Genomic DNA, 22,932 nt, shown 5'->3' with positions numbered 1-22,932 from the left:
CGATGACCACATCCACAAGTATCTCGGATGTCGATCTTTTTTCCGACAACACCTTGAACGATCCCTACCCAGCGTTCCGCGCACTCCGGGACACTGCCCCGGCCGTGTGGCTCAACCAGCTCAATTGTTGGGCAGTGCCCCGCTACACCGAGGTGCGTACAGTGCTCGGTGATTGGGAAAGATTCAGTGCTGCACAAGGAGTCGGGCTCAATGACGACGTGAACGCCATGTCGGTCGACACCGTGCTCGCCTCCGATCCGCCACTGCACGACACCCTTCGAGCGGTTCTCGCCGAAAGTCTGAGCCCGCGGGCAATTCGATCGCTCACCGACCACATCCGGTCCCAGGCGGACTCACTCGTCGAGTCGCTCGTCGCACGCGGCACTTTCGACGCAGTCACCGAGCTGGCCCAGGTCTTTCCCCCGTCCATCGTTGCCGACCTCCTCGGTATTCCCCACGAAGTTCGACCCCGTCTACTCCCCTGGGGCGACGCAATGTTCAACTCACTCGGACCCGCCAACGACCGCATGGTCGCCTCCCTACCCGATCTCGGTGAGATGTTCCAGTGGGCGCACACCGTCGCGCCTACCGAACTCGCCGAAGGCAGTATGGGTCGAGCAGTGTATGAAGCCGCTGATGCAGGAAAGATCGAACGTGAGCACGCGCCACAGTTGCTGGCTGCGTACACCGCCGCCGCGATGGATACAACGGTGAACTCCATTGGGTCGGCCATCTGGCTGTTCAGTCAGCATCCCGAGCAGTGGGCCGCCGTGCGCGAAGACCGATCACTCATCCCCTCCGCGTTCAACGAGGCACTCCGTTTCGAGAGTCCCGTCCACTACTTCACCCGTGTAGCGCCAACCGCCACCGTCATCGACAACATCGACATCAACGCCGGTGACCGCGTCCTGGTGATGTACGGCTCGGCCAATCGTGACGAACGGCATTACGGCGACAACGCTGACACGTTCGACATCACCCGTGACGCAAGTGACCACCTCGCCTTCGGTTACGGCCTTCACGGATGCGCGGGACAGGCTTTCGCCCGCATGGAAGCACACGCTCTGTTCGCCGCACTTGCCGACCGAGTAGAGACGTTCACGGCGGCGGGACCGCCCGTCCGACACATCAACAACACCGTCCGCGGCCTCGGATCGCTGCCGGTGTCAGTGATCAGAGCATAAAAAGGCACGACCGGCAGTTTCCGCGAGCGCACTCGCGGTGACCGGGCCGACTCCTCCGACAATCCCTTTGTCCCAACTGAATTGAGAATATTTCTATGTTTGTTGCATCGGTACGTGGCCGCCTCACGGTGTTTGTCGACGGCACATCGGTAGATGTCGCGGACGCGAATCAGGGCCGCTTCTCTGCGAACATCGCTGATATCTATCCCGTGTGGGATGAGTTTCGCGAGTGGGGTAACGAGGTCGGCGCGAGCGGTTCCGGCGATGTTCCGGCGGAACGACTCGGGCCGCCGTCCCCGCATCCCTCGCAAGTGTTCGCTATCTCGTTGAACTACTCCGACCACGCCGAAGAAGCGAACCTCGCCATACCCGACTTCCCATCGGTATTCACCAAGTTCCCGTCGTGCATCGGCGGGCCGGCTGACCACGTCATTCTCGCCCGGCCGACAACCGACTGGGAACTCGAGCTCGTGGTCGTCATCGGACGAAGCGCCCACAACATCAGCCCGGCACAGGGATGGGACTACGTCGCGGGTCTCACGATCGGACAAGACATTTCCGACCGCACCCTACAGCTGGCCGGGATGCCCTATCCCCAGTTCAGTCTGGGAAAGTCCTTCCCCGGATACGGTCCGACCGGTCCATGGCTGGTCACCCCCGACGAACTGCCCAACCGAGACGACATCGGACTTCGCTGCACGCTCGATGACGAAGTCGTGCAAGACTTCCGCACGTCAAAGCTCATCTTCCCCATCCCTGACCTTATCGCCCATCTGTCGACCGTCGTTGAGCTGCGGCCCGGTGACCTCATCTTCACGGGCACGTCATCCGGCGTCGGGTTCGCCCGCGATCCCAAACGTTTCCTCTCACCCGGGCAGCTGCTCACCAGCGAGATCGAGGGAATCGGCACCTTGCACACCAAGTTGGTCGACGGCAGCGGAGCCACCAAATGACCCCGGTCGTCATCCGCGACGACCTCCTGTGGGGAGAATCCCCGCGCGTTCATCAGGGCGCGCTCTGGTTCTCCGATACCCAGTCGAAGCAATTGGTGTCAGTCAGCGGCACGGAGGTTCTTCGCCGCTACCTGGACAGTCCTACCAACGGTCTGTGGTTTTTGCCCGACGGGCATCTGGCCGCGGCGCGCTGGTGGGATAAACGCATCGATGTACTCGTCGGCGACGATTTTCAGCCCTTTGCGGACCTTTCCGAGGTCGTACGAGATCGGCTCGGAGACATGGTCGGCACCGATGACGGGCGGCTCTACGTCGATGAGATGGGCCCGGATCCCCACAGCGGTGAACCAGTCGGCCGACTAGTGACTGTTGCCCCAGACGGCACCGTCGCGGTTGCAGCGGATCAACTCCGATTCCCGAACGGCCTCGCCGTCATTGACTCGACCCTCATCGTGGCCGAAACCCACGGAAACCGGCTCACCGCCTTCGATATCGAACACGACGGCAGCCTGACCCATCGTCGTGTGTGGACCGACCTGGCCGCCCTGTTCGATGCCCGGCATCGACCCGACGGCATCTGCGCCGTCGGCGATGGTTCGGTGTGGGTCGCCACAACGACCGGCGAGCGGTTCGTGCGGGTTCGCGAAAACAACGTGCTCGACGTCATCGAGACGCCTGGCGAGTTCGCGGTGGCGTGCTGCCTCGATGGCGACGACCTCTACTACTCAACCTCTCGCAGTACCGATCCCTCGCTTGATCTGCTCACCGAAGCACTGCCCAAGAAGCTGATCCGCGGCACCATCACGCGCTCAAACATCGCACACCGGACGACCAGAACTCCCTGACTCTGAGAGTGACATCATGAACAACAACAACACGCAGGTCATTGTGCTGGGAGCCGGCCCAACCGGCCTCACCGCCGCGACATTGCTGGCCAACAGCGGCGTCGAGGTTGCCATAGTCGACCCGTTCCGCCTACCCGCCCACCATCCTCGGGCCACCCACATCGACGACGAGACGATGCGGTCATTCCAGTCGCTCGGGGCATCTCATCTTGAGCCGACGTGGCATCGGCAGGCAGACGGCAACTACCAGTTCTTCAACGCTTACGGCCAACTGATCCAGAGCTTTCCGTGGCGAACCACTCCCACCGATCAAGGATGGTACGGCGACTACCAATTCTTCCAGCCCGACTTCGAAAGCCACCTTCGCGGCCAGTTACATCAATCCGACTCGGCGACAACGTGGTTCGGCTGGCGAGCGCAGTCGATCGGACAGAGTTCCGGCGGTGTGGAAGTCGCCGTGCGCAACGAACGCACCGGACAAGCCCGCGTACTGACCGCCGAGTACCTCATCGGTGCCGACGGCGCGCGTTCGCTTGTCCGCGAATCAGTCACCGCCGAGGTCGAGGATCTGCACGCCACTCATCGATCCCTCATCCTCGACATCGTCCCCATCGCAGGCGAACCGAACCCGTCGGTGTTCACCTACACCCGCGCCGAGCTCCCCAACCCCATCACCGTCGTTCCGGGAGCAGGCGGAATGATTCGATTCGAGTTCCTGCTCATGGACGGTGACGCGACCGAAGACTTCGAGCAGCCCAGCAAATGGTATGACCTGTTGCACCCCTACTACGCTGCCGGCTCCTACCGGATCATGCGCGCGGATGTGTATCGCTGGCAGTCACTCTTGCCTAGTGCATGGCGACGAGATCGATTCTTCATCGCCGGCGACGCCGCGCACCAGATGACCCCCCACCTCGGGCAAGGCATGTGCTCTGGTATCCGGGACGCGATGAACCTGTCGTGGAAGGTCGCAGCCCGACTGCGCGGGGCCCCCGACCAGCTGCTCGACACCTACGAGTCCGAACGCAAACACCATGTTCGCGTCTACATGGAGGCCGCAGCCGGGGCGGCCAATGCAGTCGAGCATTTAGCCGCCAGCCCCGGGCCCCTCGACGATATTCCGTCGCTGATGGAGATCCCCTTCCCCATCCCCGAACTCGGACACGGACTTCATGGTGAAACCAACGGCCCGGCGGGTGCGCTCAGCATCCAGCCGCGGCTGCGCAACGGCACCCTGCTCGACGACATAGTCGGCTACAACTTCGCCGTCGTCGGCGACCCGAGTGTCATCGGCGACGTTGACTCGTCGACCCCGGCCATCTGGGCGCGGATGGGTGCCGTGGTAGTCACGGACCTGGACGCGACAACTCGACAGTGGCTCAACGATTTCGGCGTGCACGCCGTTGTCATCCGCCCGGACCGGTACGTGTTCGACGGTGCGAAAGACGCAGCCCAGCTCGACACCCTGTCCGCTCGGCTGGAGGCCGCCGTGGGTGCGTCCGATCCAGAGGTGGCACAGCTCGCCGGCGCTGAGCGGAGGTGACCGTTCGATGCGGTTTGTGACTTACATATCCAGCGTCGGCGATGACCGCGTCGGCATTGTCGACGGCTCCGAGGTGATCGGTCTGGCGCCCGGCCTCGACATGATCTCCCTACTCGAGAACGGTGACCTAACCGAACAGGGTCACCACCTTGCCCAGAACCCCCACGAGACGGTCCCTCTCGCCGATGTCGTGCTGCGCGCCCCGTTGCAACCCCGCTCGATCCGCGACTGCGCCGGGTTCCTTCAACATCTGCGCAACCTCTCTGAGGCCGTCGACCTCCCCGTCGACGACAGACACACCCAGTTTCCCCCGTTCTACTTCACCAATCCGGACACCCATATAGGGCCGCACGACCCCGTACCCATCGCGCCGAACAGTGAGCGCTTCGACTTCGAACTCGAAATCGCCGCAGTCATCGGCCGATCCGGGTCAAACATCGCCTACTCCGAGGCCGAGTCACACATCGCCGGCTACATGCTCTTCTGCGACTGGAGTGCACGCGACTTGCAGGTCCAGGAAATGCCGTTGCGTCTGGGGCCGGCCAAGGGAAAGGACACTGCGAACACCATCGGCCCGCATCTCGTCACGCCCGACGAGATCCAACCGTACCGCGCACAGAAGGCCTTCGACCTTCGCATGACCGCACACGTCAACGGAAACCTCGTCACCGACGGTCGGTGGAACACAATCGACTGGGGATTCCCTGACATGATCGCCTACGCCTCTCGAGGCACCCGGCTCCGCGCCGGGGACCTCATCGGCTCGGGCACAGTCGAGACCGGCTGTCTGTTCGAGCACTTCGCCGCCGACTCAAGCCGATTCCAGGGGTGGCTGACGCCCGGTGACCTCGTTGAACTCAGCGTCGAACACCTGGGCACCCTCACCCACCGGATAGCCGAGGCCGACGTCGTACAACCACTGAGCAGCGGATACTGACCATGGACATCACCCTGAGATCGCTCATGACTACGGCGGTCGACCGGTTCGGCGATCAGATCGCGATCATCAGCGCGACCGACACTTTGTCCTATGGGCAACTCATCGAGCGAGCGAATCAACTCGCCCACCGACTCATCCAAATGGGTGTTCGCAGTGGACAACCCGTCGCGCTGATGATGAAGAACAGCGCGGAATGGGCGATCGCCGACCAGGCCATCATCCGTGCCGGTGGAGCGAAGGTCCCGATCAACGACATGTTGACCGCTGCCGAGATCGACTACATTTTCCGTGATTCCGGCGCCCGGGTCGCCATCATCGACGACCATTTCGTCTCCATCGCCGAAGCTGCTGACCTCGACCACGTCGTCAACCTCTCGGCGGCACCCAGCGGTGGCCGGCCGAGCAACCCATGTGGTCTGCCCGAAGTCACCGTCGCCGCCGACGACACCGCACTGATCCTTTACACCGGAGGAACCACCGGACAGCAGAAGGGAGTTGTCCACTCACATCGGAGCCTGGCCGCCAACCTGCTCGCCCACCAAATCGAGATCGGTCTACTCGACGATGAGCAGATGCTGCTGACGGCCCCCCTCGCTCATTCGGCTGGATTTCTCCTCCAAGCCGGGCTCTGCCGCGGGGCAACGATCACCATCGAGCAGAAGTTTGACGTCGACGAGGTCCTTCGGCAGATCGACGATGGTTCGGTCACCTTTCTGTTCATGGTCCCTACGATGATCTACCGCTTGCTCGACGCAGCGGAAAAGGACGGCAAACAACGGCAGCAATCGTCCCTACGCACGATTCTCTACGGCGCGGCACCGATCACCGCAGAACGGCTTCGTCGAGGACTCGACATGTTCGGGCCGGTGTTCATGCAGCTGTACGGGCAATCCGAAGCCCCCAACTTCTTGACGCGCCTCACCCGCCAGGACCACCAATCAGCAGACCCGCGCCGGTTGACCAGCTGCGGCAGACCAGCAGCAATGGTACGCATCGCGGTCCTCGACCCCAACGGCAATCAGGTTGCCACCGGCCAGATCGGGGAGATCTGCGCGCAGGCGCCCTACCTGATGGACGGATACCTCGGTCTGGATACCAAGACCCGAGAAACCCTCCAGCACGGTTGGTTACACACCGGAGACATCGGAAGCGTCGACGCCGACGGCTACGTCTACCTTCTCGACCGGAAGAACGACATGGTGATCAGCGGCGGCATGAACGTCTACACCTCCGAAGTCGAACAGGTGATCAGTGCCTGCCCAGGCGTCTCAGCTGTTGCGGTCGTCGGCGTCCCGCACCCCGACTGGGGTGAGGCCGTGGTCGCCTTCATCGATCCCTCATCGCACTACGACGAAAGACTCGTTCGGGAAGCCTGTCGCGAGAGGCTTGCTACGTACAAGCGACCGAAAGCCGTTGCCACACAGTCACCTTTGCCTACAACCGCCGTAGGAAAGATCGACAAGAAGGCGCTGCGTACCCAACCCATCGAGTGACTCGCCCGATCCCTCGACCAGACTCCGAACTCAACCACAGGTCACAACTTCAATTCCGTGACTCGACACAGAAGGAATTTACGATGACGCCAACCGGATCGATCACTGCGATGGGATACATCGCTCTGCGCACCACAGACCTGGCTGCCTCGACGAAACTTGCGGCCGACGTCTTCGGTCTCAAGACCGTCGACAACTCCAGTACAAAATCCTATCTGGCAGCATCAAACACACACCACGAGTTGGTCTACATGTCGTCCGACGCCAACGGCGTCGACCACATCGGGCTCGTCGCGGCAAGCGTTGACGACCTGATGGCGATCCAAGAAAAGGTGCGGCGCGGCGGATGGAAGATCGTTGCCGAACAACCGATCGAGGATCACATCGACCAGGGCTTCGCGTTCGTGGGCCCGGCGGGCTTCACCTGGCACATCTACACGGGTATGGCGATCCTCGACCAACGAGACGGTGGCATCGGGCCCGACCGCTACGGCCACATCAACCTCAAGGTCAAAGACTCGATCGCGATGACGAAGTTCCTCATCGAGGTGTTCGACTTCCGAGTCTCCGATCGGATCGGAGACGACTTCGCCTTCTTCCTGCGATGCAACCCAGAACATCACGGTATCGCTGTCGTCAAAGCGCCCGAGGAAGAGCCATCCATGCATCACCACGCCTGGCAGGCGCAAAGCATCGTTGACCTCGGCCACCTCGCCGATCGGTTGAACAACGCGGGGTCACGCCTGTTCTGGGGTCCCGTTCGACACGGCGCCGGCCACAACATCGCCGCCTACTTCGTCGAACCGGGCGCCGGGCTCGTCGAGCTCTACACCGACATGGAAATGATCTACGACAAAGAGCGCGACGCAATCATCTGGGATTTCGACGACCCCGGCTGGCTGAGTCAATGGGACGGACTATCGCCGGAAACGATGCTGTCGTACGGTATTCCGCCCGTCCAACGGTGACCCTTCGCCGCCGAGAACACTCCAAACACGTGAGAAGGATCTGAGCAACCTATGGCAACAAATCGAGCAGTTACATACGCCGCGCCGGGGGTAGTCGAAGTCCGCGATATCGACTATCCGACCTTCGCGATCAAGGACGGCCCCGGAGTTGATCCGGCCAACATCGGACGACGGTGTCCGCATGGAGTGATCCTGCGTGTGGTGTCGACGAACATCTGCGGCAGCGACCAGCACATGGTGCGCGGGCGCACGACGGCACCCGAAGGACTCGTACTCGGACACGAAATCACCGGTGAGGTGGTCGAAGTGGGTCCGGACGTCGAATTCATCAGAGTAGGAGACCTGTGTTCGGTTCCGTTCAACATTGCCTGCGGTCGATGCAACAATTGCAAGCAGCAGAAGACCGGGATCTGCTTGAACGTCAATCCCGCGCGCCCCGGCGCAGCCTTCGGTTACGTCGACATGGGCGGCTGGGTCGGCGGACAGGCCCAGTACGTCATGGCGCCCTATGCCGACTGGAACCTGCTCAAGTTCCCGGATCGCGACGAGGCACTCGAGAAGATCCTCGATCTCACGATGTTGTCCGACATCTTCCCCACCGGCTACCACGGGTGCATCACCGCCGGTGTTGGCCCGGGTAGCAGCGTCTACATCGCCGGCGCCGGCCCCGTCGGTCTCGCCGCAGCCGCAAGCGCACACCTACTCGGCGCGGCCGTCGTCATCGTCGGAGATTTGAACAAGGACCGCCTCGCCCAGGCTCGCCAATTCGGTTGCGAAACAATCAATGTTGCCGACGGGGAACCACAGGATCAGATAGCCGACCTCCTCGGTGTGCCGGAGGTCGATTGCGGGGTCGACGCTGTCGGGTTCGAGGCGAAAGGTCACGGTCACGCGTCATCAGAGGAGGCGCCGGCCACAGTGCTGAACTCCCTGATGGAACTCACCCAAGCCGGTGGCGCGATTGGCATCCCGGGACTTTACGTCACCGGGGATCCCGGCGGAGTCGATGACCTGGCCAAGCGTGGCAGCCTCTCCCTCAGCCTCGGGACCGGTTGGGCGAAGTCGCTATCGTTCAGCACCGGACAGTGTCCGGTAATGCGCTACCACCGACCGCTGATGAAAGCGATCCTCGCCGACAAGGTCCACATCGCAGACGCCGTGAACGCGACAGTCATCGATCTCGAGGACGCGCCTACCGCCTACAGCGAGTTCGACTCCGGTGCTGCGACCAAGTTCGTCCTCGATCCCAACAACGTTATACGAGAAACCCGAGGTTCGGACAAGTAAAGAACGCGAAAATCTCAATGGCACTGAGGTTTCTATCGACAGCGCCCTTTGTCACCTAGATAACACGCCAGCAGCGAACCGCAGGCACCTGAACTCGTGACCCGATGCGAGGTGCCGACAAAACTCGTCACCCCCACCCACACACATTTCCCAGGAGCAACCGTGACCACGCAAACCCCCACCCAGACCCGATCCATCAACATCTTGGCGCTCGCCGCCGCCCTAGGTGCAGCAGTCTTGTTCGCGGTCTCCCTCTGGGGACCGGCGTGGTTGTTCATACCCGCAAACCCCGCCCCGCCGATCCCGGCAATGGCGCTCGACTTCAGTGGTCTCGACACCGCCGTGCACTCAGGCATGGCCCCCACCAACGGATTTCAGCAGAGCTACTTCGGATGGCTAGCCTGGACCACTGCAATCATCTGCACAATACTTACGTTCGCATCGTCAATTCTGGCCCGCAAGGCAATCGCCACCGCGACCATCATCGTAGGTATTGTGGGGCTTGTCTTCCTCGTCTTTGGCACCAAGGGGCCGTTGGGTTGGTCGGCCTACATCGACCAGATCCCCAATCTGCGGGCAGGGAGCTACCTGTCCATCGTTGCCCTACTGCTCGTCGTCGCAAGTGGCCTTGTCAGCAGCTCCCCGCAAGTAACGGCCAGGAACTAGCCCCAAAACCCCTGCAGCGCCTCTGATTTCCACCGGGCCCAGACAATGATGGCACCCGATCTGTCCCCTCCCCGGGGTTCGGGTCTCACCCCGCTCTCACATCGAGCGGTTGTCATAGTGTCTTTGATCTGCGTAATCATTGCTGGCCGAGTACTTTTCGTAGCCAGCGCCATACGCACTCTCTAGTCACGCAGCAAAGCCGGCCATGCGTTCGCCCTCGGCCAGGCCTCTCTACCTTGACTTAAAGTCAACTACAAGTTTTATTGTACGAGAAGCCAGCGGCCCCAAACGCATCCGCGAAGTCGCGTGCGATCTGCCGTGAAATCGAGAAAGATGATGCATGACGTCGTTCGGAAGCGAACTCTTGGAATCGCCCGTACAGGGCCTATTTGCCACCCCGGCCGCGCGGTTGCCCTACCAACACAACGTGCTCCTACGCTCCTATGTGCTGGAGCGTCCTCAAGGCAATGTGATCGTCTACAACTCGCCCGGCGTCAGCAGCTCAGCAAATGCGATACGCGCGCTGGGTGCGCCCACGCGACTCCTCATCAACCACGGCCATGAGGCTATGTATGGGCAACCCGAACTGGACGTGCCTATCTGGGGACACGAAAAGGATCACTTGGAGCTTGCGAGGTCGCTCAAGGTAACGGGCAACTTCAGGGAACGGACAATGATCGACCATGATCTCGAAGTCATCCCAACACCCGGGCACACGGCCGGAACAACGTCGTTCCTCTGGAATAACGGCACACATCGGTTTCTCTTCACCGGTGACTTCATCTGGATCGAAGACGGGCAATGGAAGGCCGTTGTCCTCGACCCCGCCCTCCGCGGGGACTACCTGGCGAGCCTCACGCTCGCTCGCGACCTCGACTTCGATGTACTTGTTCCCTGGGGTACAACAGAGGGCGGCCCATCAATCGGCGTGGTCGTAGATCCGTCGGAAAAGCAAGCCCGTATCGACGCGATCATCGGTCGTGTCGAAGCCGGGGGCAACCGCTGACAATAACAATTCGGCACAAGCACACTCTGGGTTTCAGATCCGGCCGCCTCAAGCATTCGCGGACACTCAGACAACACAGCCTGGTCAAGATGCCATTGCCACGCTCGGCGGTGCCGTTAAGGCCTAGAATCGCGCCGCCTTCGCACCCCCGACGAGGCCAGGGTCGTGTTAGAAGTAGACAGTCCGGGTGGGGTGGGTTTGTGCAACCGAGCATTTCGCCTTGTAATCGGTACGACTGGCCGAAACCTCCGATATCACCCCGCCGGCGGGGACACCGACTGAGCATGCTGATGGCGACCATATCGGCGACGGTGAAGCGGTCGGCATCATGCGGTGCGTCTCCCCCGATCGTCGAATCGTTCAAACATCGAATCAATGCGGTTCAGATGCCCCTCGGGGCCGACCCCAAGTAGCAGCAGAGCTACTGCACCTGCGGTTCGGTGTCGGCGTCGGGAACTTCTTTGAGATACTTCATCGATGAAGCGCAGCGAACAGTCTGGCGGCATGGGGCGAGAAGTGCAGGTAGGTCAGCGGGTGGCGGTCACCTCATCGGCCGGCGGCGGAGCGGGATGGGTGGCCGAGGATTTCGGACCACCGCCACATGAGGGCGTAGTGCATTTGGATGCGACCACCACGATTCGTCCGCGGAGGTATGCCATCGCCCTGGACGACGGAACTGTGCTGTTCTCGATCGCGACGACTTCGATATTGACGGCTAGACGCCTGGTGTGTGCAGACAGCTGGGGTCCCGCTCGGCGAGTAGACGTCGGCCCGGCTGCCACTTTGGCAGATGGTGTGGATCGACGATAGACCGCGCCGAGGCAGGGAACCGATGACGTCGGCCCACTAGCGGAGTCACGCGCACGACGAATCACAGTGCTTGAGCCAGAGGCACATTGATGTGCCGCGCCGGGGACAACACCCACCTGATGAACGCCGCCCACGGCATCACTGCCGGCGAGGACCGCGGGGTGTCTGTGTCGCCGAGAACAGACGTGTCGGAGTTCACCCAACGGCGTGCGCCGCCCGACTCGATGAACTCCACCAGCTAGATCCGAGCAGGGCAGTCACCGCACACGTTTCCTGTAGCGGGGGCGTTGCTCACAGTGCGATCGGCTGGAGCGACTGGGGCTCGCAGGAACTCGGATGGGCCTCAACGGCTGGGGCTGCTGACAGATCCCGTGGCTGGAATCTCGCAACCACTACCTGCGGGTCAAACGAGCAACTGCGGCAGTGCTGCCATGCGCTGCTGTGGTGTTAATGCGCGGAATTGAACTCATCCACGATGGCGGCAGGGATCCGGCCGCGATCAGACACCTCATATCCGTTGTCGCGGGCCCACTGCCGGATAGCTGCCAGATGTTCTTTGTTGGTGCGTACCACAGGAGTAGCCGCTACTCGTTTGCTGGCGGAGCGTTTGTGCCGGCCACCAATTCTAGTGGCCTTGTCGGTCCATCTGCGCATGTCTTTGTCGAACTTCTCGGCCGACTTCGCCCCGAGATCGAGTGAGTAGTCGACACCGTTGATCGTGAACGTTTCCACGATCACCTCCGACGGATCGAGTTCGGAACCGTCAAAGTCATCGGTAATCTGTTCAATCGTTGCGCGCGCCATAGCGTGTAGCCCTTCGTGATGGTGGAAAGGCGATGCGAACACACTAGTGATGCCCTCGCCCCTTTAGTGGCTGAACATACCTGTCATCGCCGCTGTACATCGAACCGTCGATAGCGGCGACCACGCCAGCTATGCTCGTTCCCGGCTGCCTGGCCTGCCGCACACTCGTCTTTCTGGCGCACGACCTCGAAGCGTTGTCTCCCCTGTAACGAATGAAACCTGTTGTCAGAGTCGGGAACCGAGCCCGCGGTCAATGCTGGACGGGGCTAGGTGATACCGACATCCCATTCTCTTATCCGGGGCGACGTAGGGCCCGAAGAAGGTCAGCCGCTAGTCACTCCAATTGATGTTGAGCAAGTCCATAGCGTGGGTGAGGTCTGCGTTGTCCGGTGTCAGCATGGTGTGCCCGAGGTCGACGATATGCGGACTGACCGTGGGGTCGCCGCCGCGTTCGTAGACCGCCCACAGGGTGAGGCCGTCGCCGTGGCGGGAGTCGAACTCTATACCTGAGACCGGCTCCATGCTCGGGCTCAGGGTGCTGACCCAGCGGGAGATCGCTTGGGTCAGGGCGCGCGGGCGGCCGTCGCGGATCGCGGCACCATCGAGATCGTCCAGCCCGTATTTGATTGCGGTTCTGCGGAACAGGGTGCGTAGGGCGGCGAGAGTGACCGGATGGCCGGGTAGGACGTAGGTTCCAGTGATCGTGCCGTAGGCCAGCACCCGCGGATGACACCACGCCGGCGGCAACTGCCCCGGCGGCGTGGACGGATAGTGTTCGGCGTCCTCGTCGTCGACCACGATGTCGTCGAGTTCAGCGAGGACCTGCGGGCTGGGCCGGGCGAACGCCAAGACCTCCAGCAGGCACGCCAGCGGGGTAGCCCCGCAGTACAGGGTGCGCCAGACCCCGTCGGGGTCGTCCCACCGGCCGGTGAACCGGCCGTCGGTCGCGTATTCCCACGGCGTCCACGCCCACGGCTGCGGCACATACCCCACCCGGTGCACCGCAGCGCTGTCTCGGCGGGCCGCGGCCACCCCTCCGGCCGGTGTCGCGAACTCGATGACTGCTGGTGGGGTCATCCGATGGCAGCGAACTGCCGTGCCGCAGCCAACACTAGTGGGCCGGTCTCGGCGAGGTCACCGTCGCGCAGCAGCACCGCGGGGGCCCGGTCATCGAGGATGGGGTTGAGGCCCTGGAACCAGGCCTGGGCCACTGCGGGGGTGTCGCGGCTGGTGATCAACCGGGCCGCTCGGTACGCGATCCGTAGACGCTCCACATCGGTGTCGTTGCCGATTGTGCGGACACCGTCGGCCCACTGCCGCACCGCGCGAGTCTCTTTGACCCGCCCCAGATAGGCAACCAGCTTCGCGCCCAACAGATCCCGCAACGCGGTCACCAGCTCGGCCTGCGACATCCGCGCCGCCTCGTTATAAGCCGCTAGATCCGGCCTAGGATGAGCAGCAGTCATATCCAACACCTCCAATCACAGTGTAAAACACAACCGATATCCCGGCCACTCCCGGCGCGGGCCCGGCACGTGCGGCGGTCCCGACCGGCTCGGTACGCCAACCCTGTCTCGCCTCCTCTTGGCGTTCCACGCCCCGACCGTGTGGTCTTACTCGATCTGTGCGAGGAGGTGTTCGGTGCGCTGCAGCAGTGCAGCGGTCTGCTGGTCCAGAGCGGTGAAGATGTCGTCGAGGTCGCCCAGGTCGGTGTTGGCACGCCGGCGGGCGAACACCCCATCGTCATAGGTGTCCGGGAGATCGACGACAGGGGTGGGGACGCTGGCGGGTTCGGTGGGTGGGGTGTGGCGATCGGTAAGGGCCTGTGCCCACAGTGCCCGGTCGGTGACGGGCCTGCCGGTCGCGCGTAGGTGGGTTGCCAGGATCGCCGACACCGCCCGCGGCGACAGGCCAGTGGTGGTGTCGCCGATGGGTGCGGTTGGGTTGCCCCACCGGTCAAACGCCGGCAAAAGGACGGCGTCGGGATCAGCGGGCTCATAGGTGACCACCGTGATATGTGGTGGCCGTACCGGTGCTTGATGGAGAACCGGTGCCCACGACAGCGGTGAAGGCCGGCGCAGGGTGAGGTCCCGCAGCCGGGCCCAGCGCAGCCAGACCGCGTACGGCCCGTATCGCTCATCCAGCTCCGGCGCGGCAGTGAGGAGGTGGTGTCCGCCGATGTGCACAGTGCCGTCGACCGGGTCGGCGGTGATGTCCCCGCACCGCAAGTCCCCTACCTCACCGACTGGGATCCCGAGTCGGCAGACCAAGGTCAGGATGAGGGCGTCGCGGCGGCCGAACAACCCGGCCGGCCACCCAAACGTCGGCAACCGCGGTATCGCCTGGACTGCCGTGTGCTGGTGGCGTTCTCGGGCCGAGAGCAGGGTGCGGACCGCGGTGATCGTGCCCGGCGGAGTCCGTCCGGTCAGGCGGTGTGCAGTATTGATGGCCGAAACCCGGCGGCGCAGCGTGGCCCGCGACCGATCAGGCTCAAAATGCAGGTACCGGGCCGTCGTAAGCGCCGACGACCCCAGCGCGTCGACATCGAACGCGGTGCACCAATCGGTGTACAACTGCCAGTCCCCGCGGTAGGACCGCGGCAACCGAGACAACAGATCGTTGTCTGAACCTGCGGCTGGTGGCTGGTAGCTGGCCATGGGGTCACATGCCGATGGTGGTGGCGGCGTTCTGAACGTGAATGTTGTTGTCCCGGGCATAATTCAGCAACGACTCGACAGATTTGTGGCCGGTCTGTTTCATGATGGTGGTCGGTTCGTGGCCGGTGCGAAAAGCTTCGGTCACGAACCCGGCGCGCAGGCTGTGCGCCCCGTAGCGGGTGATGTCCAGATCGGGGCGGGCCGCCGCCAACCGTTTGCGGACCAGGGTGTGGATGAGTTGACCGGCGGGGGCGGTGGCGGCGAGGTCACTGGCCGCGGTCACCGACCGAAACACATCCGATCCGGCCGGCACCTCCGGCAGCGGGCCGGCGCAGACATGCTGCTCGTGCGGGCGGTCAGCCGCTAACAGCCGAATCAACCCCGCCCGCCCCAACCTGTCGAAGGCGGCGTGGCAGTGCAGCCACCGCACATACGCACACGGCCCGCACGTTTCGAGATGTTCCCCGGTCGGGAGGGCTTTGCGTTGACCCGTCCCGTCCTGATCGGTCTTCGACTTGCGGACGGTGATGATCCAGCCATCGCGGGTCCGCCGCACATCCCCCACCGCCAAACCCACAATCTCCGAGCGGCGCATCGCACCGGCCCACCCCAGCACCAACGCGGCGGTGTCGCGGCGCTCCCGCAGCTTGGTACGCCACGTCGTCGCCGACGTGCGGGCGGTGTGCACCATCGCCCGCAAATCCACCAAATCCAACGGTTCTTCGGGTTGGCGGGGCCGGCGCCCGCTGGCTGCGCCGCGGCGGCGGATCGCCGACAACGTCCCCGCCACTACCGGGCTCAACCACAACGGCGTCTCATCCCGCGTTGTGTGCTGGCTAGGTGAGTGGGCTTTGTGGACGAACTTGATCGCCGCCGCCGCACCCTCGATCGCCGACATCGAATACGCCGCATGACCGCGCACATCAACGGTGTTCTCCAGCGCCAGAAGGTAATCAGCCACCACATGCGGATGCGCCGGCAACGCCTGATGACCGTGCCGGCGGCAGTACTCTTCGAACACCGACCACGCCCGCGTGTAATTCCGCCGCGTCGACGGTGCCCGGGTATCAAGCAGCGAGGTTTCGACCCGCTGCAACACGTCCGCCGATACTGTCAGCGAGGCAACAGTCCCAGACGTGGACAGTAACTCCGTCACGCCACAACACCTGTCGGCGCCATGGCGTCGGTTGCTGGGGGGCGGGAGAACAGTACGACCGAGCCCAATGCCATCGCAGTGGCAGTAGGGGCTGTCGTCGACACCAGGAAGTGCTCGGCGGCAGTCGAATACGTGCACACCAGCCACCAGCCAGCACGAACCTCAGGCAGCAAGCTCAGCGTGTGATCGACAGCGCCGGCAACAACCGCAAGGTGCTCGGTAATCCAGTCCCATTCGTCCTCAGACGCCAGCACCGTCGGCGCATCCACAATCGGCCACATAACGGTGTCATCGGGATACATGCCGACGAACGCGGCCTTCAACCACGCAGGGCAGTCACCCACCACCGCATCGCGCAACTCAGCGCGCATGCTGACCGCCACCGTCACGTCATCATCCTCCGCTGACCGAACCCCACTGTGCACCCTAGGCGACAGCGGCGAACGATCTGGGCGTGACGCACCTACCACGGGCTGAACCTACCAACAGCCACCGACAATCAAACCGGCCTTTCGCGCGGCATCAAGACCACGGCCTCGGCAGGTCGAAGCTCATGGTTGACGTGAACCGAAAGTACTGGCGCGGAATCCTTCCGGGCAGCGCGGCGACTTTCCGCTTTTCGATGGACGCGATCTCGGTTTGCGCCGGTCAAGCCTTCATAGTCGACTCGGCCACGTGTTTCAAGGCATGGCCCCATCCTGGCCATTGATGTGGTGCCCGAACCCAACACCCGTTGTGGTTGACAACCGGCGGCATTCTAGAGCCAGACCAGTTGCTTCGAACGGATCTTTCCAGTCCTGTACGCGGTCGGCCCGCAAACCGCAGATAGACAGGGCTCATCGGGCGACACTTGTGATAGGCACAACATTTAGTGGTTGAGGTGAGCACTCTCACACGTTACTATTATGCGCATGGTAGTAATAGTTCGTCCTTACAATGTGCCCATCGCGCGCTGGGCAACCGTCCGGTAAACGCTGGCCCGCGGAAGTCTCCAGCCCGCAGTACCACCACCTGCCACAACACGAAGGAGGCACTTCTATGAAACTGGGTTCACGCGTGCAGAACGGCCGTGACTTTCGAAAACGGGTTGCAACCGCCGCTTCGCTGGCCGTAGTCCTGGCCCTTGGCCTTACGGCGTGTACTGACGACCCGACCACTGATTCGACAGCTGGCGCTGGTTCACAGGAATGCATCGCGGCGGCAGACAAGTTCCTCGAGCCATGGAATGAGTTGCCGACGTCGCTTCCTGCGTCTCCACCGGCTCGATACACTCCACTGACCAAACCTGTTCCAGCAGGCGGGTCGGCGATCGCGCTGACTACTCCCATCCCGTCCGCGCAGGAGAGCTCCAACGCGTTCGTCGAGGCCGCCAAGGCGGCTGGCTGGTCCGCTAAGAATCTGAACTTCGACGGGTCGGTGCCAGACTTGCTTGCAAAGTTCGACCAAGCCATCAGTGCGAAGCCCACTGCCATTTGGGTCCAAGCCTTTCCAGCGGCCGCTATGCAGGAGCAGTTGGACGCCGCAAAAGCCGCCGGCATCGTTGTTGGCATGGCCAGTGTGGTCGATCAACCAGAGTCATACCCAGGCTTTGCCGCGGTCAGCAACGGTGGTGTCACGATCGAAGAGATTGGTCGACTGCACGCGAATTGGTTTATGCGAGACTCAAGATGCGCCGGTAACGTCGCCATCTTCACCCTGCCGTTTCCCATCGTCGAGAAGGGCGACCAGGTATTCACTGACACTGTCAAAGCGAACTGCCCGAAGTGCAAAGTGTCGTCGAGCCTAATTCAGCCCCAGGACTTGGGCACGCCAAAAACAGCCAGCACAATCGTATCTAAGTTGCAGTCTGATCCCACAACAAAGTACGCCTTCACGGTGATCGGGAACCTCGCCAACGGAGTCGCACCGGCACTAAAACAGGCCGGGATCAACGACATACGGATCTTCGGTTCCTCGCCAGATGCTGAGTCGATGGCCGCGTTGCGTAACGGCTCAAATGCGTGGTGGGTCAACCAGAACTCCGTGATGCAGGGTTGGGCGTCGTTTGATTCGATACTGCGAGCCGTCACCTCCGAACAGATACAGCCGGACCCCGGAAACTACCCCTTGTCCGTGCTGACGTCGAACAACGTTTCTGACGGCACTGAAGTACCGGTGATACCGACGAACTATCAAAGCGACTTCAAAGCGCTATGGGGAGTCGACTAACACAGCTTCGGTCAGTGGGGGGGGCTTGTGCAATGCAGAATCTTGCAGGTTGCCTGCCCCCCACTGGCTCGTTTCGTCGGCGTTCCTCGGCGATCGCTCCAGCTAGATCTGTACATCTGCGATCGGGAGTCACACTCCGACACTGCCACTCTCACGGCTGCCATCGACAAATCAACGGAGCGGGAGCATGGGGTCGCGTTGCGTGTTCCGTGATGCATCCTTGAGGTGCCCGGTTCGCCGCTAGCGAGATCGGCAATCTAGCGTTGGCATAACCTCGGCCGCAAACAGCGTCAGACTTGCCCAGCCCAACTTCGGGTCCAACCCGCCGACTAGTGGGTGGAACTCAAGTAGGCCGTCTTCACCCAGTTCTTCTGCCCGCGCCAGACATTCATCGGGTGTCAAGATCAAGTACTCCCCACTCGCTCGCAGGTCCCCCTCGTCCAGGGGTTTGTTGTTCGGCGACTCGGCCGATAGCCACCGGTGATACTCGTTTGCGTCGTAGAGCAGATGCGGTAACAGCTGCTGCCAGCTCGCCTCTGGATTAGTCGATATATGGAGAAACTTCGATGTCATCATCGGCCGCGCCCGTTGACCGGGTGTCACGCCCAACCGCGAGCACTCCTCGACGTAGGCCTGGAAGAGGTGCGCTTTCGTGGGCTCAAATCCCAGCTGGAGACGGGCGGCGCGACGTGCCGCAGGAGCCGACGAACCGCCAAGCGACAGAGGCGGATGGGGATACTGCACTGGCTTCAGTCCGACGCGCGCTGGCCGGCCCCGATACACGAACGGCAACCCGGTCCACGCGCTTCTCAGTGCGCCAATACCCTCTTCCACCAAGGAAGGCCGGTCGGCGAGGCTCTTACCGAACATCGCGAACTCGGTCTGCAGATATCCGCCACCAATTACCAATTCGACACGGCCATCGCTAATTTGATCCACCATGGCGACGTCTTCGGCGACTCTAACGGGGTCGTGCAACGGCAATATGAAGGCGCGGGCCCGAATCCGCACCCTGCTTGTACGTGCCGCAACGGGGCGGCTGCCGATGATCAGCGGTGACGGGCATTAGCCATCCTCGCTCCCGTGGTGCTCCATGAAGCGGACCGTACCGAATCCATTCTTGTCGGCCCACTCACACATACCGATTGCTTGCTCGTATAACACCGGGGTCGGCGTTCCGAACTCCGGGGCTCGAAGGTCGAACTTGAGTCCCAACTGCAACGACCCAATCTCCTCCCTTAGCTAAGAACTGCTCGTCGTTTACGTTGCATCGCGCACCTGTTACGGATGTGCGGCTGACGCGGCGCCCCCGGTCTGTGCCGGTCTAGACATCCGCAGTGTCGGGCTCTGATACCAGAACCTTGCAGTCGACTTACGGCCCGTCATGTGCGCCCTCACTGTCTGTTGCGCCAGTTGCAGACCGCGGCTCGAAACGCGCACAGGTTGCGGCACAACTGAATTCATCACTGGTACATTCGAGATCCTCGAGGAGTTCCATCATTTTTCCAGTCGCGGCTGTTCCACGCATAGCCTCCCGCAGCCTCCTTGCGAACTCCGTGGCAGAAATTCCGAACGTCACGAATATTTCGTCCGTCGGCGCATACCCAAACGGCGCCCACAGAGCCGCAAAGCCGATCATGCGCTGTTCTTCTGACGACACAGGCCGAGGTGCCTTCATCAGGACTCCATGTGCTCTGTCGGTATCTTGCGATAAGCAAGCCCACACGAAGCGCTCCAATGCGCGCCGTCATCGGTATCCCGGTCGACATGGCTGCTCATCGCGGCACCTCTTCCTTGACGACATCGGGTGAGTCGTTCTACGTTGTGAGGAACATTGCAGGAATATTATACGCCTATTTAAGGGAGGTGCAGCGCCCCTTCATACAAGCTCCCCAACGGGCGTGGTTGGTTCGGCCCCAGCGATCAGTCTGACAGCGGTGCGCACACCCCAGTAGAACTGAGTCCCCTTCTCAAAGCACTGTGTCGAGGCCGTTTGCTCTTCAACGGTTTCTACCAAACTTATTACAGCACATCGCTTTTCAGCTCACATCAAACTCTACCGTCTTATTCCAGGAGAACATCGTGGTCGATTCTGCGTCTAAAACTGTGTCCGTGCGTCTAGCTGAGTGGGCGACCACCTGCCGAGTCGCAGACTTGCCGTCTGACGTCACGGTCTATGCGAAGAGGTTAATACTCGATTCACTCGGGCTTCAGATTCGCGGTTCCACCTTGCGCCACGTTCAGCCGCAGCGGCGCCTTGTGGAAAGATCCTGTTCCTTGCCCGAAGCTACTATTACCGGTACTGGCGTTCGGACAACGACGTCGAGCGCCGCCTATGTAAATGGGACATTTGCCGCCAGCATGGAGTTTGACGACTGCCACATGTTGCCGTGGCATGCCGGCTCGATCATGGTTCCAACGTCTCTTGCAGTTGTCGAGGCCAACGGCGGGCCCGGGGAAGACGTCCTGCTCGGTACTGTCGTTGGGCATCAGGTCGTGTCGTTACTCGGAACCGTGGTCAGTCGGCCCCTGCTCGCCCGGGGATGGCATGCACCGCGAGCCATGGGGCCCTTTGGGGCAGCCGCTGCCACCGCAGCAATACTCAGAGCGACCCCTACCACACTTGCAAACGCATTCGGAATCGCCGCCGGTGATGCGTCAGGCCCCATGGAGTACGACCGGACAGGCGGCGAGGTTAAGCGTCAGTACACAGGCTCCGCGGCTCGAGCAGGCATCGAGGCGGTCCAGCTCGCTTCAGATGGGGTGACCGGTCCGTTGACAATCTTCGAAGGGCCTAGCGGACTGTTTCGCCTGATGGCCGATGTTAGCGACGTCGCGGCCATGGACGCCGAGTGGGACAAGTGGCATATTGTCGACACATTCTTTCGGCTCAATCCTGGTGTTGGGACCGTACTTCCAGCCCTCCAGGTCGTTTCCGACATCATGGCCGAGCACCCGATCGACTGGCGTCGGATCACGGCAATTAATGTGGGCCTCCCGCCCTTCGCGGTAGGGCACGGTGGGCATATCACGCAGCCCACCGACAGTCTGGGAGCTCATTTCAGCTTGACGTTTGCCCTCGCCCTCCGCCTCATAACCGGGGGATCGGCGCCTGCGAACTACCTCGACCCTCAATTGTGGGTCGACCCCGACGTACGTGCCGTCGGAAGCAAGGTTCGCCCTTATGCAATGGAGTTCGCGTCCGACGCCCCGTTGCTCAGTGCCGACGTACGGATCATCATGGACAACGGGCGCTCATACGGAGGCCTGCAGTACGGCTTTCGCGGTCACACTTCACAGCCGGCGACCGACGAGGACATCGAGGCCAAATTCCGTGCAAATGCCGATGGGGTCATTCCTGAAGCTTCCATCGACGAAGTCATTTGCCTCGTGCGCGACATCGAGAACCTCTCCGACATCAGAACGTTGACCAAGTTGCTTGGTCCGGTGTGAGTGGGTGGGTGTTGCACATCACCCCAAAGATGCTTACTGTGATCATCATCATCGATCAGTAGTGCTGAACGTCTCCCGGCGGATGCCCCTCCCCGCGGGACCGATACCCCTCCCTTGGAAGGAAAACACCATGAAAGCCATTCCCCTCGACGCACCTGTGGGCGTCGAACTCCACGACCTCGACATGAGCGTGCCGTTTACCGAGGAGGAGATCTCGGTCCTTCGTGAGGCCTTCGACACCGGTGGATTCGTGCTGGTGCGTGGGCAAGAACTCGCCGACGAAGACCAGGACCGGTTCGTCACGTCGCTGGGCGAGCTGCACACGTTCCGCTGGGGCACCACAGTGGAATACCTGTCCAACGTCATCGAAAACAACCCATCGCTGGCGGGAAGTCGCCGGCTGCTGTTCCACAACGACGGTGCGTACCGCCAAGACATCGCCGCAGGCACCTGCCTCTACGCCCAGGACGTTTCACCGACCTCACCGCCCACTGCATTCGCCAATACTGTGCGCGCCTACGAAAACCTGCCCGAGGACATCAAAGACAAGATCGAGAACCTGCACGCCTACAACATGTTCGACACCAACGACACCGACGCCGAACAAAAACGCATGCGCCTGTCGAACTACCCCGAGGACGCGGATCTATCGACCGTCCAAGCCACCGAACACCCCATCGTCATCACCGTGCCGCACAGCGGCAAAAAGGCACTCTTCGTCAACGAGTTCAACACCAGCCACATCGTGGAGTACGGCCCACGATCCGAGGAAGGCGAAGAACTCCTACAAACCCTCTTCGCGGCCATCTACGACGACGCCAACACCTACATGCACCACTACACAAACAACGACCTTGTCCTCTTCAACAACCTCGCCGTCCAACACGCCCGCGTCGGCCAAATCGACAACAACCCCCGCACCCTGCGCCGCCTCGTCCTCAAAACACTCAACTGGTGAG

21 protein-coding genes are annotated in these 22,932 nt (G+C 62.0%); 13 read left to right on the top strand and 8 right to left on the bottom strand.

Annotated elements, in window-relative coordinates; genetic code table 11:
- Positions 1–2 precede the first annotated feature (2 nt).
- From CSW57_RS00115 to CSW57_RS00070, 10 genes are all read left to right on the top strand, one after another.
- Complete coding sequence (locus tag CSW57_RS00115; RefSeq protein ID WP_189339083.1) at positions 3–1,184, top strand: cytochrome P450; 1,182 nt, start codon at positions 3–5, stop codon at positions 1,182–1,184.
- A 95-nt stretch (positions 1,185–1,279) separates the two neighbouring features.
- The gene (locus tag CSW57_RS00110; RefSeq protein WP_099380941.1) at positions 1,280–2,137 is read left to right on the top strand and encodes a fumarylacetoacetate hydrolase family protein; all 858 of its coding nucleotides are present in this window, start codon (positions 1,280–1,282) and stop codon (positions 2,135–2,137) included.
- A complete protein-coding gene (locus tag CSW57_RS00105; RefSeq protein ID WP_099380940.1) occupies positions 2,134–2,982 on the top strand; it encodes an SMP-30/gluconolactonase/LRE family protein in 849 nt (282 codons plus the stop codon). The genes CSW57_RS00110 and CSW57_RS00105 overlap by 4 nt, the downstream gene beginning before the upstream one ends.
- A gap of 16 nt (positions 2,983–2,998) precedes the next feature.
- Entirely contained in the window at positions 2,999–4,525 is a 1,527-nt protein-coding gene (locus CSW57_RS00100; RefSeq protein ID WP_099380939.1) for a bifunctional 3-(3-hydroxy-phenyl)propionate/3-hydroxycinnamic acid hydroxylase, read from the top strand.
- Between the two features lie 7 nt (positions 4,526–4,532).
- On the top strand, positions 4,533–5,462 hold the full coding sequence (locus CSW57_RS00095) for a fumarylacetoacetate hydrolase family protein (protein WP_099381003.1): 930 nt from the start codon (positions 4,533–4,535) through the stop codon (positions 5,460–5,462).
- A gap of 26 nt (positions 5,463–5,488) precedes the next feature.
- Positions 5,489–6,958, top strand: a complete 1,470-nt coding sequence (locus CSW57_RS00090) for a class I adenylate-forming enzyme family protein (protein ID WP_223248950.1) — start codon at positions 5,489–5,491, stop codon at positions 6,956–6,958.
- 83 nt (positions 6,959–7,041) lie between these two features.
- The gene (locus CSW57_RS00085; RefSeq protein ID WP_099380937.1) at positions 7,042–7,926 is read left to right on the top strand and encodes a VOC family protein; all 885 of its coding nucleotides are present in this window, start codon (positions 7,042–7,044) and stop codon (positions 7,924–7,926) included.
- A 51-nt stretch (positions 7,927–7,977) separates the two neighbouring features.
- Positions 7,978–9,213: a formaldehyde dehydrogenase, glutathione-independent gene (gene fdhA / locus CSW57_RS00080; protein ID WP_099380936.1), complete on the top strand. Its 1,236-nt coding sequence runs from the start codon at positions 7,978–7,980 to the stop codon at positions 9,211–9,213.
- Between the two features lie 162 nt (positions 9,214–9,375).
- Positions 9,376–9,879, top strand: a complete 504-nt coding sequence (locus CSW57_RS00075; protein WP_099380935.1) for a hypothetical protein — start codon at positions 9,376–9,378, stop codon at positions 9,877–9,879.
- Between the two features lie 340 nt (positions 9,880–10,219).
- Positions 10,220–10,885 (top strand): MBL fold metallo-hydrolase, encoded by a 666-nt coding sequence (locus tag CSW57_RS00070; protein ID WP_099380934.1) that lies wholly within the window; start codon positions 10,220–10,222, stop codon positions 10,883–10,885.
- A gap of 871 nt (positions 10,886–11,756) precedes the next feature.
- Here the strand turns inward: CSW57_RS00070 and CSW57_RS24350 are convergent.
- From CSW57_RS24350 to CSW57_RS00030, 7 genes are all read right to left on the bottom strand, one after another.
- Positions 11,757–11,930 (bottom strand): hypothetical protein, encoded by a 174-nt coding sequence (locus CSW57_RS24350; RefSeq protein ID WP_189339082.1) that lies wholly within the window; start codon positions 11,928–11,930, stop codon positions 11,757–11,759.
- A 212-nt stretch (positions 11,931–12,142) separates the two neighbouring features.
- Entirely contained in the window at positions 12,143–12,499 is a 357-nt protein-coding gene (locus CSW57_RS00065) for a histone-like nucleoid-structuring protein Lsr2 (RefSeq protein ID WP_099380933.1), read from the bottom strand.
- A gap of 330 nt (positions 12,500–12,829) precedes the next feature.
- The gene (locus CSW57_RS00060; protein ID WP_099380932.1) at positions 12,830–13,576 is read right to left on the bottom strand and encodes an RES domain-containing protein; all 747 of its coding nucleotides are present in this window, start codon (positions 13,574–13,576) and stop codon (positions 12,830–12,832) included.
- On the bottom strand, positions 13,573–13,965 hold the full coding sequence (locus CSW57_RS00055) for a hypothetical protein (protein ID WP_099380931.1): 393 nt from the start codon (positions 13,963–13,965) through the stop codon (positions 13,573–13,575). The genes CSW57_RS00060 and CSW57_RS00055 overlap by 4 nt, the downstream gene beginning before the upstream one ends.
- A 147-nt stretch (positions 13,966–14,112) precedes the next feature.
- Entirely contained in the window at positions 14,113–15,156 is a 1,044-nt protein-coding gene (locus tag CSW57_RS24345; RefSeq protein ID WP_189339081.1) for a hypothetical protein, read from the bottom strand.
- A 4-nt stretch (positions 15,157–15,160) separates the two neighbouring features.
- Positions 15,161–16,312, bottom strand: a complete 1,152-nt coding sequence (locus tag CSW57_RS24340) for an integrase (protein ID WP_189339080.1) — start codon at positions 16,310–16,312, stop codon at positions 15,161–15,163.
- Positions 16,309–16,701: a hypothetical protein gene (locus CSW57_RS00030; protein WP_143696433.1), complete on the bottom strand. Its 393-nt coding sequence runs from the start codon at positions 16,699–16,701 to the stop codon at positions 16,309–16,311. The genes CSW57_RS24340 and CSW57_RS00030 overlap by 4 nt, the downstream gene beginning before the upstream one ends.
- Before the next feature lie 649 nt (positions 16,702–17,350).
- On the opposite strand from CSW57_RS00030, the gene CSW57_RS00025 reads away from it, so the two are divergent.
- A complete protein-coding gene (locus CSW57_RS00025) occupies positions 17,351–18,520 on the top strand; it encodes a sugar ABC transporter substrate-binding protein (protein WP_189339079.1) in 1,170 nt (389 codons plus the stop codon).
- A 240-nt stretch (positions 18,521–18,760) separates the two neighbouring features.
- On the opposite strand, the gene CSW57_RS00020 is transcribed toward CSW57_RS00025, so the two are convergent.
- Positions 18,761–19,567 (bottom strand): LLM class flavin-dependent oxidoreductase, encoded by an 807-nt coding sequence (locus CSW57_RS00020; RefSeq protein ID WP_223248961.1) that lies wholly within the window; start codon positions 19,565–19,567, stop codon positions 18,761–18,763.
- Between the two features lie 933 nt (positions 19,568–20,500).
- On the opposite strand from CSW57_RS00020, the gene CSW57_RS00015 reads away from it, so the two are divergent.
- Both CSW57_RS00015 and CSW57_RS00010 read left to right on the top strand, forming a co-directional pair.
- Positions 20,501–21,973, top strand: a complete 1,473-nt coding sequence (locus CSW57_RS00015; protein ID WP_099380924.1) for an MmgE/PrpD family protein — start codon at positions 20,501–20,503, stop codon at positions 21,971–21,973.
- Positions 21,974–22,103: 130 nt separating this feature from the next.
- Positions 22,104–22,931 (top strand): TauD/TfdA dioxygenase family protein, encoded by an 828-nt coding sequence (locus tag CSW57_RS00010; RefSeq protein ID WP_189339076.1) that lies wholly within the window; start codon positions 22,104–22,106, stop codon positions 22,929–22,931.
- Position 22,932: the final 1 nt, after the last annotated feature.

The sequence above is a fragment of the Williamsia muralis genome, assembly GCF_002735905.1.
GTDB classification, from domain to species: Bacteria; Actinomycetota; Actinomycetes; order Mycobacteriales; family Mycobacteriaceae; genus Williamsia; species Williamsia muralis_A.
Note: the sequence above shows the minus strand (reverse complement) of the source record. Positions and strands in the feature narration are given on the sequence as shown.